We start from the raw sequence: 13,332 nt of genomic DNA, 5'->3' as shown, positions 1-13,332 counted from the left end.
CTCTCCCCGTTTCCCTGCGGCCAGACTAAGCGCAGCCGCAAGCCGCTGTCCATCCGCTGAACATACTAACATGTTAGAAACTTGACAGAGGCCCGACCGGGCTGCGAAGGTTGCCGCAAGGACAAGTGTCAGGCATCGGTCGGTGGGCCGCATCAGCCTGCACCTGTCGCCGGATACGACCCCGCAAAGGGGCACCAAGCCAACCTAGGGAGGACCAAACGTGAAACCAGGACTTTACGAATACGCAAGCCGGCTCAGCCGCCGCCGCTTTCTGATGGGCGCAACCGCGCTGGGTGCCGCCGGCGCCCTGCCCGCCGGACTTGCGCCGAAACCGGCCTCGGCCCAGGACAACCTGCGCGCCGAAATCCTCAAGATCCCGGGCGTCGGCGCCGGCAGCCCCACCGATGCCGACTGGCAGAAGGTCGGCGAGATGTGCCTCGGCCCGGTCAAGAAGTTCGTTTCCGAAGGCGAATTCGCCGGCGTGGAACTGACTTTCCTCGGCCTGAACAACCAGAACCTGCACAACGTTCTGTTCCGCGGCTTCCTCAAGCCGTGGGAGGCCTATACCGGCGCCAAGATCAACTGGATCGACCTTGCGCAGGCCGACTACAACCCGCGCCTCCAGCAGTCGATCGCGACCGGCACGGTGGACTTCGACATCATCGAGATGGGCGCGCCCTTCGAGGGCGACACCGCGGGCCGCGGCCTGCTTGACCCGATGCCCGACTGGGTCAAGGAACAGATCGAGGCCGACGACCTGGTTGCCTATCTGCAACCCCCGGTGGGCACCTGGGACGGCAAGTCCTACCGCATCACCATCGACGGCGACTGCCACACGCTGGCCTATCGCAAGGACTATTTCGGCGAGGGGGCGATCGGCGGGGCCGAGATGCCGCGGCACTGGGAAGACGTCAACGCGATGTCGATCGCAGTCAAGGGCCAGACCGACCCGCTGACCGGGCTTCCGGCCTACGGCTTCCTCGACCCGTTGAAAGGCTGGGGCGGCTTCGGCTTCTACTTCCTCGAAGACCGCGCCTCGGCCTATGCCAAGCACCCGGACGATCCGGCCTGGCTCTTCGACCCCGACACGATGAAGCCGCGCGTCAACAACCCCGCCTGGGTGCAGGCGATCCAGGACGTGATGGACCTGATCGCCGCCGGCACCTATCCGCCGGACCAGATCAACGCCGACCCCGGCACCACCGCCTTCCAGCAGTTCCTCGCCGGCACCGGCGCGGCGCTGACCTGGTGGGGTGACGTCGGATCGAACGCACGCACCTCGGACACCTCGGTCGTGGGCGACGTGGTGGGCTTCGACATGAACCCCGGCGCGAAGAAGGTCTGGAACTCCAAGACCGGCGCCTGGGAAGAGAAGGAGAACTTCGCTCCGAACCTGGCCTATCTCGGCTGGGGGATCTATGTCACCAACCGCGTCTCGGGCGACGAGAAGAAGCGCAAGGCGGCCTGGTCGGCGGCGGCGCATCTGGGTGGCAAGGACATCTCGCTGTGGATGGCGGCCTATCCGTCAGGGTTCCAGCCCTACCGCAACAGCCACTTCAACTTCGACGAATGGGAAGCGGCAGGCTACGACCGGGCCTTCATCGAGGACTACCTCGGCTCGAACCGCGACAGCTACAACCACCCCAACGCCGCGATCGAGCCGCGGATCCCGGGCATCTTCCAGTATTACTCGGTGGCCGAGGACGAGTTGGCCAAGGGCTTTGCCGGCCAATACAAGTCGGCCCAGGAAACCGCGGACGCCATCGCCGCCGCCTGGGAAAAGATCACCGACCAGATCGGCCGCGACAGCCAGATCGCACTCTACAAGGCGTCTCTGGGAATGTGATCCCGTCCAAGACAGACCGGGGCGCGCGGACGGACCGCGCGCCCCTTTTCTCCAGAAGCAGGGCTGAGCGTTGAGCGGCGGCGACCAACTTCACGTCGTGACCAGCGACGACATTTCCGACAACCGGCGCCGGATCGGGCGGGGGATGATCTGGGGCTCGGCCGGGCTTCTGGCGCTGGTAGCGCTGGCGCAGTCCGCGCAGGTTCTGGGCTGGCGCGACTTCGGTTTCGCCAACTGGCGGCCGACGCTTTATGCCTACTGCCTCTTCGCCACCTGCCTGTGCTGGGCGCAGGTCATAATCCGGGGCGAGCAGGGCAAGCGGACCCTCTTCGTCCTGCCCGCCGCGCTGTTCGTGGTCTCGCTGACGGTCTTTCCACTGCTCTTCGGTCTGCTGATCGCCTTTTCCAACTGGAACCTCTCCAGTCTTTCCGGGCGGCAGTTCAACGGCACGGCGAACCTCGTGCAGATGTGGCACGATCCGTTCTACTGGAACGCGCTGGGCAACATGGTGATCTATGTCGCGGCGATCGTGGTGGAATATGCCATCGCCTTCGGCCTGGCACTGATCCTGGCCGGGCAGATCCGGGCGCGGAAGTTCTGGCGGGTGGCGTTCCTGATGCCGCTGATGCTGTCGCCGGTTGCCGTGTCGTGGATGATCGGCAAGTCGATGCTGGAGCCCCGCTTCGGCCCCCTCGCCCGTCTTGCCCGCGCGCTGGGGGTCGAGCAGCCGAGCTTTTTCGAAAGCCCCTGGATGGCGAAGCTCACCATCATGGTACTGGATGCCTGGACCTTCATCCCCTTCATGATGATCATGCTGCTGGCCGGCCTCCAGGCCATCCCGAAAGAGCTGCAGGAGGCCAGCCGCGTCGATGGCGCGACGGGATGGAAGTCGTTCTGGGAGATCACCTTCCCGCTGATGCTGCCGGTCTCGGTCACGGCGATCCTGATCCGCATCATCTTCAAGCTGAAGCTCGCCGACATCGTCATCACCATCACCTCGGGCGGACCCGGTGGGGCAACGGACACGGTGACCAGCTTCATCTTCCGCGAATACCGGGAGAGGTCGAACGTCGGCTACGGCACCATGCTGGCCATGGTCTATCTGGTGCTGATCGTGATCGGCATGACGATCCTGATGAAACTCGCCGCGCGCCTGACGCGGCCACGCACCTGAGGGGGACGCCACGATGACCGACACCCCCGCGCAGATCTTCCGCGACAGCGACGCGGACCGTGGCTTCCGGATGAAATGGTGGGCCGGGCGGACGGCGATCTACGGCGTCCTCGCGCTCTGGGCGGTGATCTGCCTGTTCCCGATCTACTGGACCGCCACCACCAGCTTCAAGATGGCCCCGAACGTGATGCAGGGCCAGATGATCCCCTGGCCCGCCGACTGGACGCCCGAGGGCGACTGGGCGAAGAAGCTGTTCTACGAGCCGAAGTGGAAGGGGTGGGAATCGATCGGGCTGTCGCCCTCGACCATCGGACAGGAAAGCACGGTCCGGGCCGAGTTCCTGAAGCGCTTCGGCAATTCCGCCATCGTGGCGCTGTCGGCCTCGACGCTGGCGGTGGTGCTGGGGTCGCTGGCGGCCTATGGGCTGTCGCGGTTCCGCTACCGCTTCGGCTTCATGAAGAACGACGACATCTCGTTCTTCTTCCTGTCGCAGCTGATCCTGCCGCCCGTCGTGCTCGCCCTGCCCTTCCTCGTCCTCTACAAGGAACTGGCGCTCCTCGACACGCGGATCGGGCTGATCCTTCTCTACACCCTGACGGTCCTGCCCATCGTGATCTGGATCATGAAGGATCAGTTCGAGACCATTCCGACCGAGCTGGAAGAGGCCGCGCTGGTCGATGGGCTGTCGATCTGGGGGGCATTCCTCACCATCATCCTGCCCATCGCCCTGCCCGGCATGGTGGCAGCCTTCATCCTGAGCCTCGTCCTGACCTGGAACGAGTATTTCTTCGCCGCGCTCCTGACCTCGACCCATGCCAATACCCTGCCGGTGATGGTGGCGAGCCAGACCGGGTCGCAGGGGATCAACTGGTGGGCCATGGCGGCCCTGTCCTTCGCGGCGATCCTGCCGCTGGTCATCATCGGCGTGCTGCTGGAGCGGTTCATCATCAAGGGGATGGCGGCGGGGGCGGTGAAGTAGTGTCCACGGTGGACAAAACCCAGGAGTCCTTTTGAAACAGGGACTTGCGATTTTTCGTTAGGGATTTCTTCACCTTTGGAGAGGCCATGCTGAAGGGGATCGACCAGCGGCTTTCGGCAGAGGTCGTGCATGTCCTGATGCTGATGGGGCATGGCGACGATCTGGTGCTTTGCGACGTGAACCACCCGGCGGCGACCATCGCGGCCGAAACGACCCATGGCCGGCTGATCGACATGGCGGGCTGCGACCTGCCCACCGCCGCACGGGCCATCCTGAGCCTGATGCCGCTGGATACCTTCGTTCCCGCCCCCGTCACCCGGATGCAGGTGGTGGGCGATCCAGAGGCCCAGATGCCGGTCTTCGCCCGGATGCAGGCGGTGCTGGATCGGGCCGAAGGCCGCCCCGTCGCCATGCAGGCGCTGGAGCGGTTCGAGTTCTACGCTGCTGCCAAGCGGGCGTTTGCGATCATCCGCACTCGGATTCCGGGCCCTCTGGCTGTTTCATCCTGAAGAAGGGCGTGGTGGACCTGCCGGAGGTGTGAGGCGGGCAAACCTCCTCGTGCGCCTTCGGCTTCTCGTCGGAGGACCGACGGCAGCGAGGAGGGACGAAGTCCACCGACGAGCGGGGGTTCAGTTCAGGGCGAGTACCTGCCGCAGGTGGGCCAGGGCGATCCGGACGCCTGCCTCGCCGAGTTCGGCGGAAGCTTCTCCGGCATCCGCTGCATACCAGTGGTCGCCCTCTTTGGCGCGGGCCATGTCCACCGTATCCGGCGCCATCGCCTGCATCAGCGCTGTCTCGCCCTTTCCGGCATGGTCGAAGGGATAGGCGGCGCCCTTGGGAAACAGCGGATGGATGCGGATCCAGTTGAACGGATCCGCCCCTTCGGCCTGCCGGGCGTAATAGTCCTGCATCGCCCGGTCGCCCCACCAGCCGGGGCCGCGCGTCGCCTCGAGAAACCGCATGATCGCGTTGCGGCCCGCTAGGCGGAAGGCGAGGTCTGTGGGCATCCCCTGGTCGAAGCCTTCGGTCTGGTGGTGGATCACCCCGTGGATGTTGCGGAAGCCTGCGCGCAGAAGCGCCATGAACAGCCCCTCGGCCAGAGGAAGGATCGCGCCTGCGTCGATGTGGAGCGTCCCGGTCCCCTCTGGCCCCGCCACGGCATGGGAGGCCGCGCCATAGGCGAAGGGGGGCAGCGTGATGATCCGGTCGCCCAGCCGGTCGAGGACCCCGGTCACGGCCAGCAGGTCCACCCCGGCGGGCAGGTGCTGGCCGTGGTATTCCAGGACCCCGATGGGCAGGACGACCGGGGTATTCGCCGCGATCGCCGCTTGCAGCTGGTGCGGGCGGAGGCGGGCGAATTCGGTCACGGCAGGGCCTGCATCAGGTCGCGGGTCTGGGTGTAGAGGCGCTTCCAGAGCGGGTATTGCGTCGCGTAGGCCGGGACCTCGTCCGGCTGGACGGTCGTCACTTCCGGGTTCCAGGCCCGGATGTCCTGCGGCTGCGCCGCCCCGATGGCGCAGGCGGCAAGGAAGGCGTCGCCGTAGCTGGCGCCGATGGTCTTTTCGCAGACGTGCTGCGGGACCCCGCCGAAATCCGAGGTCGCTTGCAGCCAGAGCGCGTTCTTCGTGCCGCCGCCGACGGCAAGGACGCGGGCGGGCGAGGCGCCGACCTCGGCATAGGTTTCCAGAACATGCGCCGTGCCGGCGGCGATCCCTTCGACAACCGCGCGGAACATGTCGGCGCGGGTGTGGGTCAGGTTCAGGCCGAAGAAGACACCGCGCGCATGGGGGTCGTGAATGGGCGTCCGCTCGCCGGAGAAGTAGGGCAGGCACAAAAGGCCCTTGGCGCCCTTGGGGCTGTCCATCGCCTCGGTCACGAGGGCCGCGAAGTCGGTATCGCGGGCCAGCTGGTCGCGGAACCAGTGGGTCAGCGTGCCCGAGGTCGCAAGCCCCGCCATCGAGGCATGGGTGCCGGGGAAAAGCCAGGGCGCATACCACAGGCGCGGGTCGCGGACGGGCTGGCCGGTGACCTGGATGATGAAGATGGTCGAGCCATACATCAGCATCATCTCGCCAGGGTGCTGGACGCCGACGCTGACCGCCTCGCTTGCGGCGTCGATGGTGCCGCAGGTGACGGGGGTGCCTTCGGCAAGGCCGGTTTCGCGCGCGGCCTCGGGGGTGACCCGGCCCGCGATCCCGGTGGACCACATCAGGCGCGGGAGCCTGTCGAGCGGAAGGATGTCGGGCGCGAGGTCGGCGCACCACGCCTGCGCGGTGACATCGTAGAGCGGCGAGAAGTTCGCGGCGGTGTAGTGGTCGATGACATATTGCCCGGTCAGTTTCCAGGTCAGGTAGCTGGTCGAGGTCAGGATCTTGGCGGTCTGCGCGTAGAGCTCGGGGTGGGTCTCCTTCAGCCAGAGGATCTTGGGGCCGACGGATTGCGAGGTCAGCACGTTGCCGCAGCGGGCGTGGATGGTGTCCGCACCGATCCGGGCGTCGAGCGCGGCGATCTGGTCGGTCGCGCGGGTGTCGACACCGTAAAGGACGCCGTTCATCAGGGGATTGCCGGTCGCGTCCACCGGCAGCATGCAGGGGCCGATGGCGCTGGCGGCGATGGCCTTGATCTCGGCCGGGTCGAGGCCGGATTGGCCGAGGAGCGCGCGGGTGATGTGGACGAAATCGCCCCACCAGTCCTCATCCGCCCGGTGCTCGGCCCATCCGGCGCGGGGGACGATCATCTTGTGGGGGCGGGAGGCCTGGGCGGTGATGCGGCCCCGGGCGTCGACGAGGACGCCTTTGGATTCGAAGGTGCCGATGTCGATACCGAGCGTATGGGTCATCGGGTGAGCTTGAGGTCGGGGGTGATGGCGGAAAGCGCGGTGTCGATCAGGATGACGAGGCCTTGCAGGTCGGCCGGGTCCACCACTTCCAGCGCGGAATGGGAGTAGCGCATCGGGAAACCGACATCGAGGCAGGCGACGCCTTCGGTTCCCATGAACTGGATGTAGGAAAGGTCGGTCAGCGCCCCGGTATGGGCCGAGCGTTGGAGGGGGAGGTTGGCGCTGGCGGCCGCGTCCTCGAACAGGCGGACGAGGGCGGGGTGCGGGATGACCCCGTTCAGCGTGCCGCGGCCGTGGAAGGAGTAAAGGCTGATGCCGGGGCCGCCGCCGAGGGTGATGTCGCCTCGGGTCACCATGTCGGGGGTGTCGCAGGCGAGGAGGAGGTCGATCTGCAGCGCGATGGCCGGTTGCAGCGCGGTGGCAGCGGGCAGGACGCCGCGAAGGTTGTATTCCTCTTGCACCGACCAGACGAGGTGCAGGGTGGGACCGGGTTTGGCTTTCCGGGCTTCGGCGAGTTTCAGGAGGGCGGCGCAGCCCGCGCGGTCGTCCACGGCGGTGCCGGCGATGCGGTTGTTGGCGAGGGTCAGGGCCCGGGGGAGGTAGGTGACGGGGGTGCCGATGCGGACGCCGGCTGCCTCGGCCTCGGCTTTCGAGGCGAAACCGGCATCGACGTAGAGGTCGGCATAGGGAAGGACCTTGTATTTCTCTTCGGGGGTGGTGGCGTGGTGGCTCTTGTTGGCGATGACGGCTGGCAGGTCGCCCTGGTCGGTGCAAAGGACGACGGCTTGCGCGGCCAGCGCGCGTTCGGGGACACCGCCGAGGCGTTCGAGGCGGATGAGGCCCGTGGGTTCGATCTTGCGGACGACGAAACCGAGCTGGTCCATGTGGGTGAAGACCATCACGGGCGGCAGCGCGGGGTCGCCGGGGATCGTGCAGGTCAGGTTGCCGAGGCGGTCGGAGGCATGGGCGAGGCCAAGGGCGTCCAGATGCCCAGCGATGGCGGCGGCGACGCGGGTCTCATACCCCGCGAGGCCGGGGATGAGCATGAGTTCGCCAGTCAGCTCGGCGACGGAGGGGAGCGTCATCGGCCCCCCCGGGCGGCGCGGGCGCGGGCCATGAAATCGGCGGCGCGGTCGGGATCGACGGGCGCCCAGGTGTCGCCGCCGACCTTCAGCGCCGAGCCGACGATGCAGCCGTCGGCCACGGCGAGGACATCGGCCACGGTGGCATGCTTGACGCCGGTGTTGGCGAGGACGGGGGTGGTGGGCAGGACGCGCTTCACGCCCTCAAGGTCCTCCATCCGCGCGGCCTCGCCGGTGATCGCGCCGGAGACGAGGACCGCATCGGGGATCGAGGAGAACACCGCCGATCGCGCGCGATCGGGCAAGGGGCGGCGGTCGAGGCTGTCGGCGAACTCGGCCGAGACGTTGTAGAGCCGCGCCACGCCGCCCGCACCAAGGCGCTGGGCATAGCGGACGGCGGCACCGGCGTCGGGGGCCCAGACGCCCATGTCGGAGGCATAGGTGCCGGTGAAGATCTCGCGCACGAAGGCCGCGCCCGTGGCGGCGGCGACGGCAAAGCTTGACATCGGATCCCAGAGCACGTTGACGCCGAAGGGCACGGTGATCTCGTCCCGGAGGCGGCCGATGACATAGGCCATGGTGGCGGAACTGGCGCTGTCCACCTTCAGCTCGTAGGGGCGGTCGTTCTCGTTGCCGAACATCACGGCATCGAACCCGGCGGCTTGCAGCGCCTGCAGGTCGGCCCGGGCGCCGGCGACGATTCCCTCGATTCCGCCCGCGGCGTCGTAAAGCGGCGCGCCGGGCGACGCGCCCAGATGCACCATGGCGATGACGGGTTTGCGGTCCCCGAAGACGGCTTGAAAACGCGACATGTGATCCCTCCTGCCCTGCCACGCTAACGCGAAAGGAGTTGGACGGGAAGTCGGAACACACTAGCATGTCAGTGAAGGACGGAGGCTGTTCATGCTGGCAACGCGACATTGGGATCGGCTGGGCAACGGGGGGCTGACCTTCACCGAACTTGGCTTCGGCGCGGCGCCCTTGGGCAATCTTTTCAAGGCCATCAGCGACGACGAAGCCCATGCGGTGCTGGAGGCCGCATGGGCGGGCGGCGTGCGCTATTACGACACGGCGCCCCTATACGGTCTGGGGCTGTCCGAGACCCGGCTGAACCGCTTTCTGCGGGGCAAGCCGCGCGACAGTTACGTCCTGTCCACGAAGATCGGACGCCTTCTGCGCGCGGTGCCGCCGGGCCAGGGCGACGGGGCGGGGAAGTGGGTCGATGTCCCCTCGCGCAAGGAGATCTACGACTACAGCTATGACGGCACGATGCGGAGCCTGGAATTCTCGCTGGAGCGGCTGGGCCTGGACCGGATCGACATCCTGTATGCGCATGATCTGGACATCTTCAACCACGGGACGCAGGCCGCATTGCAGGAGCGGCTGGATGCCTTCATGGCCGGCGGCTACCGGGCGCTGGTGGCCTTGCGCGACCAGGGGGTGATCCGGGCCTTCGGTGGCGGGATCAACGAATGGCAGCCCTGCCAGTGGCTGCTGGAGCGGGGAGATTTCGACATCTTCCTGCTGGCGGGGCGCTATACCCTTTTGGAACAGGAGGCGCTGGAGAGCTTCCTGCCCATGTGCGAGGCTCGGGGCGTGGGGATCGTGGTGGGCGGTCCCTACAATTCGGGTATCCTCGCGACGGGGCCGCGACCGGGGGCGCACTGGAACTATGCGCCGGCGCCGGACTGGGTGATGGCGAAGGCCGCACGGTTGCAGGCGGTCTGCGAGGCCCATGGGGTGCGGCTGGTGGATGCGGCGTTCCGGTTCCCGCTGCGGCATCCGGCGGTAGTCTCGGTCATTCCCGGCGGGCAGGGGCTGCCCGAGATGGCCTCCAATCTGGCGGCGGCCGAGGCGGTGATCCCGCAGGCGCTGTGGGAGGCGTTGCTGTCCGAAGGGCTGATCCGGGCGGACGCGCCGATCTAGGGTTGCCTCCTCGTGCGCCTTCGGCTTCTCGTCGGTGGGGCGGCCGCGAGGAGTGACGAAGTCATCGACGAGCGGCGGTCAGCCGCCGTAGAGCGCGGACATGACGATGCGCGTGGCGGCGGCGGCGTCCTGGCGGGCCTGTGCCTCGGCCAGCGCAGGGTCGGCGGCAAGCCCGCGCGCGATGGCGCGCAGCCGGTCGGTCGCGGCGATGTTGGCCCGCGCCTCGCCCATGGGGTCGGTGCCGCCATGGTCGGGGAAGGTATCGAAATAGATCACCCCGTCGTAACCCGCCCGGTCGAGCGCCACGAAAAGCTCCACCGTCTGCACCGGATGGACCGAGCCCGCGATGAGCCCGTCGTCGCGCTTGCCGTAGCCGTCGTTCAGATGCACGCCAAGGATGCGGCTGTGCCGCGCGGCCAGCATCGCGGCGCGCGCAGGCATCTCGCCGGCAAAGAGCATGTGGCAGAAATCGAGCGTCACCCCGGTGTTGGGCCGCCCGACCTCGGCCAGGGCCAGAAGGGTCGTCGCCATGTCGGGCATCACCACATGGGCGCGGGGTTCGTTCGGCTTGTATTCGATGGCGATGTCGATGGACGGGTTGTGGTCGGCGACCTCGGCGATGGCGGCGATGCTGTCGTCCCACATCCGCGCGTGATCGGCCTGGAAGGAATAGTCGAACCCGTCCTGCCCGAGCCAGAGCGTCATCAGCCGCCCGCCCATCGCCGCCAGTGCATCGAGGCCGCGCTTCGTCAGGTCGATCGCGGCGCGGCGGGTCGCAGGATCGGGGTGGGAGAAGGCCCCGAGCCGGAAGCCCGGATCGGTATAGTAGCGCATGGCGAGCCCGTTCAGCGCCATGCCGTGATCGGCGAGGATCCGGGTCAGCTCGACCGGGCGGTGGTGGTCGAAATGGTCGGGAAAGTTCAGGTCGGCGGCGTCGAGGCCCCCCACCCGCGCGGCGGCGGCGATCATCTCGGCCACCGTGTCGCCCTTCCGCTTGAAGGCGTTCAGCCGGGTGGCGTAGCGGGGCTTGTTCGGGATCATGGGGCCGCGAAGAGTTCGGGATGGGCGAGTTCCAGCGGCGCGAGGTAGCTGAGCAGCTGGCGCAGGTGGTGCTGCACGGCGGCCCGTGCGGCGGCGGGATCGTGGGCCTCGAAGGCGGCCAGCATCGCGCGATGCTCGTCCAGCGTGGCCTGAAGCCGGCCCTCGACCGGCAGGATCAGCTGGCGCGCGCGGTCCACCGACAGCCAGGCGGTCTGCGCCACCTGTGCGAGGCGTGGAAAGCCGGTGAAGGACAGCATCATCTCGTGCAGCTGGGCGTCCAGCGCCATGAAGCCCTGCCGGTCGCCGTCCGCGACCAGCGCCTCCTGCAGGCGCAGGTTTCGGCGCAACTCGCGCAGCTGGTCATCGGTGATGCGTTCGGCCACGAGTTCGGCGGCGGCGACCTCGATCGCCTCGCGGATGAAGGCGCCCTCGCGGATGTCGGTCATCGACAGCCGGGTGACGAAGGTGCCGGCCTGAGGCACGATGTCCACCAGCCCGTCCGCCGCCAGCCGCGCCACCGCATCGGCGACGGGTGAGCGCGAGACGCCGAGGCGGTCGCAGATCTCGGGCTTGCGGATGCTGTCGCCGGGGCGGAACTCCAGCGTCAGGATCGCCTGTTTCAGGCTCTGATAGACCCGCTGGCCCAGCGAACCCTGGAACCGCTCCAGGGGCTCCAGCCGGGCGGCGCCATTCTGGTCTTGTGATCCGGTTGCGGGCGCTGGTAGCATGCTAACATGTTAGGCTGGTCGGGCGGGCTGTCAAGCGGTCCGGACCCGGGGAAGAGGGGGAAGGCGATGGCGGATGCGGTAATACGGTTGCACGGGCGGGACAACCTGGTGATTGCGCTGGCCGATCTGCCGAAGGGGGCGAGCCTGCCGGGGGTGGAGGCGCCCCTGCCCGGCCCGGTGCCGCGCGGCCACAAGATCGCCAGCCGCGCCATCGCCAGGGGCGAGACGGTGCTGCGCTATGGCCAGGCGATCGGCCAGGCGACCGAGGACATCCCCGCAGGCGGCCACATCCACAGCCACAACCTCGGCATGGGCCCCCATTCGACAGATTATGCCATCGGAGCCGAGGCCCGCCCCCTGCCCCCGCTGCCCCCGCGCGAGTTCCTGGGCTATCACCGCGCCGACGGGCAGGTGGGGACGCGGAACTATATCGGCATCCTGACCTCGGTGAACTGCTCGGGGTCGGTCGCGCGCTTCATCGCCGAGGCGGCGGAGAAGGATCCGGTCCTGTCGGCGATGCCGAACATCGACGGCTTCGTGCCGATCGTCCACAACACCGGCTGCGGCATGTCGGGGGTGAACGAGGGCTATGCGACGCTGATGCGCACGCTGAAGGGCTATGCGCGGAACGCGAATTTCGGAGGGATCCTGCTGGTGGGCCTCGGCTGCGAGGTGATGCAGGTGCCCGACCTCGTGGGCCAGGGGCGCCTGCGGCCGGACGGGAACTTCCGCTACATGACCATCCAGGGCGAGGGCGGCACGCGGGCCACGATCGAGCGCGCGCTGAAGGTGCTGCGCGAGATGGCCGAGGTCGCCGCGCAGGCCATGCGCAGGCCGGCGCCGGTGTCGAAGCTGATCGTGGGGCTGCAATGCGGCGGGTCGGACGGATACAGCGGGATCACGGCGAACCCGGCGCTGGGTCACGCGAGCGACCTTCTCGTGCGGATGGGCGGCACCACGATCCTGTCCGAGACGCCGGAGATCTACGGGGCCGAGCACCTCTTGACCCGCCGCGCGGTCAGCCCGGAGGTCGGCGAGCGGCTCCTGGAGCGGATCCGCTGGTGGGAGAACTACACCGCGATCAACGGCGGCGAGATGGACAACAACCCCAGCCCCGGCAACAAGCGCGGCGGGCTGACCACGATCCTGGAAAAGTCGCTGGGCGCGGTGGCCAAGGGCGGCACGGCGCCGCTGGCGGGGGTCTACAAGTTTGCGGAAGCCATCACCACGCCGGGCTTCGTCTACATGGACAGCCCCGGTTACGACCCCTGCAGCGTGACCGGCCAGATCGCCAGCGGCGCCACGCTGATCGTCTTCACCACCGGGCGGGGGTCGGTGTCCGGCTACAAGCCCAGCCCCTGCATCAAGCTGGCCACCAACACCGAGATGTATGCCCGGATGCAGGAGGACATGGACATCAACTGTGGCGACATCATCGACGGCACCAGTATCGAGGCCAAGGGCGAGGAGATCCTGGAGAAGATGATCGCCGTCGCCTCGGGCGAGCGCACTTTGTCCGAACAGCTGGGCTTCGGCGGGGCGGAGTTCGTGCCCTGGCAGATCGGCGCGGTGATGTAGGGAAGATCGCGACCAGCCTTGATCAGCCCTCGACCCCGAGGAGCGAAGGGCGGCGCCTGACCGCCGGGCGGGCGAGAAGCGCCCGCCCGGGGGGGGGGGCGGGCGGGCGGGGGCCGGGGGTGCCCCGGGGGGGGCAGCG

Annotated in this window: 12 protein-coding genes; 6 read left to right on the top strand and 6 right to left on the bottom strand. The window is 68.0% G+C overall.

Annotation, left to right across the window (positions count from 1 at the left end; all coding sequences use genetic code 11):
- Nucleotides 1-220 precede the first annotated feature (220 nt).
- The 4 genes from ACK4IU_RS01160 (at nt 221) to ACK4IU_RS01145 (ending at nt 4,508) form a co-directional block, all read left to right on the top strand.
- Nucleotides 221-1,846 (top strand): extracellular solute-binding protein, encoded by a 1,626-nt coding sequence (locus tag ACK4IU_RS01160; protein ID WP_409730808.1) that lies wholly within the window; start codon nt 221-223, stop codon nt 1,844-1,846.
- A 70-nt stretch (nt 1,847-1,916) separates the two neighbouring features.
- A complete protein-coding gene (locus tag ACK4IU_RS01155; protein WP_409730806.1) occupies nt 1,917-3,020 on the top strand; it encodes a carbohydrate ABC transporter permease in 1,104 nt (367 codons plus the stop codon).
- Between the two features lie 13 nt (nt 3,021-3,033).
- A complete protein-coding gene (locus ACK4IU_RS01150; protein ID WP_409730804.1) occupies nt 3,034-3,999 on the top strand; it encodes a carbohydrate ABC transporter permease in 966 nt (321 codons plus the stop codon).
- An 86-nt stretch (nt 4,000-4,085) separates the two neighbouring features.
- Complete coding sequence (locus ACK4IU_RS01145; protein WP_409730802.1) at nt 4,086-4,508, top strand: RbsD/FucU family protein; 423 nt, start codon at nt 4,086-4,088, stop codon at nt 4,506-4,508.
- A gap of 120 nt (nt 4,509-4,628) precedes the next feature.
- On the opposite strand, the gene ACK4IU_RS01140 is transcribed toward ACK4IU_RS01145, so the two are convergent.
- From ACK4IU_RS01140 to ACK4IU_RS01125, 4 genes are read right to left on the bottom strand one after another with little or no spacing between them, the layout of a single operon-like run.
- Nucleotides 4,629-5,366: a creatininase family protein gene (locus ACK4IU_RS01140; protein WP_409730801.1), complete on the bottom strand. Its 738-nt coding sequence runs from the start codon at nt 5,364-5,366 to the stop codon at nt 4,629-4,631.
- Complete coding sequence (locus ACK4IU_RS01135) at nt 5,363-6,838, bottom strand: FGGY-family carbohydrate kinase (RefSeq protein ID WP_409730799.1); 1,476 nt, start codon at nt 6,836-6,838, stop codon at nt 5,363-5,365. The genes ACK4IU_RS01140 and ACK4IU_RS01135 overlap by 4 nt, the downstream gene beginning before the upstream one ends.
- On the bottom strand, nt 6,835-7,923 hold the full coding sequence (locus ACK4IU_RS01130) for a M42 family metallopeptidase (RefSeq protein ID WP_409730798.1): 1,089 nt from the start codon (nt 7,921-7,923) through the stop codon (nt 6,835-6,837). The genes ACK4IU_RS01135 and ACK4IU_RS01130 overlap by 4 nt, the downstream gene beginning before the upstream one ends.
- Nucleotides 7,920-8,732, bottom strand: coding sequence for a BtpA/SgcQ family protein (locus tag ACK4IU_RS01125; protein WP_409730796.1), 813 nt, complete (start codon nt 8,730-8,732; stop codon nt 7,920-7,922). The genes ACK4IU_RS01130 and ACK4IU_RS01125 overlap by 4 nt, the downstream gene beginning before the upstream one ends.
- Before the next feature lie 91 nt (nt 8,733-8,823).
- On the opposite strand from ACK4IU_RS01125, the gene ACK4IU_RS01120 reads away from it, so the two are divergent.
- The gene (locus ACK4IU_RS01120) at nt 8,824-9,846 is read left to right on the top strand and encodes an aldo/keto reductase (protein ID WP_409730794.1); all 1,023 of its coding nucleotides are present in this window, start codon (nt 8,824-8,826) and stop codon (nt 9,844-9,846) included.
- A gap of 78 nt (nt 9,847-9,924) precedes the next feature.
- Here the strand turns inward: ACK4IU_RS01120 and ACK4IU_RS01115 are convergent, their stop codons facing one another.
- Nucleotides 9,925-10,887, bottom strand: a complete 963-nt coding sequence (locus ACK4IU_RS01115) for a sugar phosphate isomerase/epimerase family protein (protein ID WP_409730792.1) — start codon at nt 10,885-10,887, stop codon at nt 9,925-9,927.
- Nucleotides 10,884-11,615 carry a GntR family transcriptional regulator gene (locus ACK4IU_RS01110; protein WP_409730790.1) on the bottom strand — a complete coding sequence of 244 codons (732 nt, stop codon included), beginning with the start codon at nt 11,613-11,615 and terminating at the stop codon, nt 10,884-10,886. Before ACK4IU_RS01110 ends, ACK4IU_RS01115 begins: the two co-directional genes overlap by 4 nt.
- Before the next feature lie 66 nt (nt 11,616-11,681).
- On the opposite strand from ACK4IU_RS01110, the gene ACK4IU_RS01105 reads away from it, so the two are divergent.
- Nucleotides 11,682-13,193, top strand: a complete 1,512-nt coding sequence (locus ACK4IU_RS01105) for a UxaA family hydrolase (protein ID WP_409730788.1) — start codon at nt 11,682-11,684, stop codon at nt 13,191-13,193.
- Nucleotides 13,194-13,332: the final 139 nt, after the last annotated feature.

Source organism: Tabrizicola flagellatus (genome assembly GCF_046295235.1).
GTDB lineage: Bacteria > Pseudomonadota > Alphaproteobacteria > Rhodobacterales > Rhodobacteraceae > Tabrizicola > Tabrizicola flagellata_A.
This window is presented reverse-complemented; position numbering and strand designations above follow the sequence as displayed.

Coding starts and splice junctions, on each gene's coding strand:
- ACK4IU_RS01135 (WP_409730799.1), bottom strand. CDS start 6,838: ATGACCCATACGCTCGGTATCGACATCGGCACCTTCGAATCCAAAGGC.
- ACK4IU_RS01115 (WP_409730792.1), bottom strand. CDS start 10,887: ATGATCCCGAACAAGCCCCGCTACGCCACCCGGCTGAACGCCTTCAAG.
- ACK4IU_RS01120 (WP_409730794.1), top strand. CDS start 8,824: ATGCTGGCAACGCGACATTGGGATCGGCTGGGCAACGGGGGGCTGACC.
- ACK4IU_RS01110 (WP_409730790.1), bottom strand. CDS start 11,615: ATGCTACCAGCGCCCGCAACCGGATCACAAGACCAGAATGGCGCCGCC.
- ACK4IU_RS01130 (WP_409730798.1), bottom strand. CDS start 7,923: ATGACGCTCCCCTCCGTCGCCGAGCTGACTGGCGAACTCATGCTCATC.
- ACK4IU_RS01105 (WP_409730788.1), top strand. CDS start 11,682: ATGGCGGATGCGGTAATACGGTTGCACGGGCGGGACAACCTGGTGATT.
- ACK4IU_RS01125 (WP_409730796.1), bottom strand. CDS start 8,732: ATGTCGCGTTTTCAAGCCGTCTTCGGGGACCGCAAACCCGTCATCGCC.
- ACK4IU_RS01150 (WP_409730804.1), top strand. CDS start 3,034: ATGACCGACACCCCCGCGCAGATCTTCCGCGACAGCGACGCGGACCGT.
- ACK4IU_RS01145 (WP_409730802.1), top strand. CDS start 4,086: ATGCTGAAGGGGATCGACCAGCGGCTTTCGGCAGAGGTCGTGCATGTC.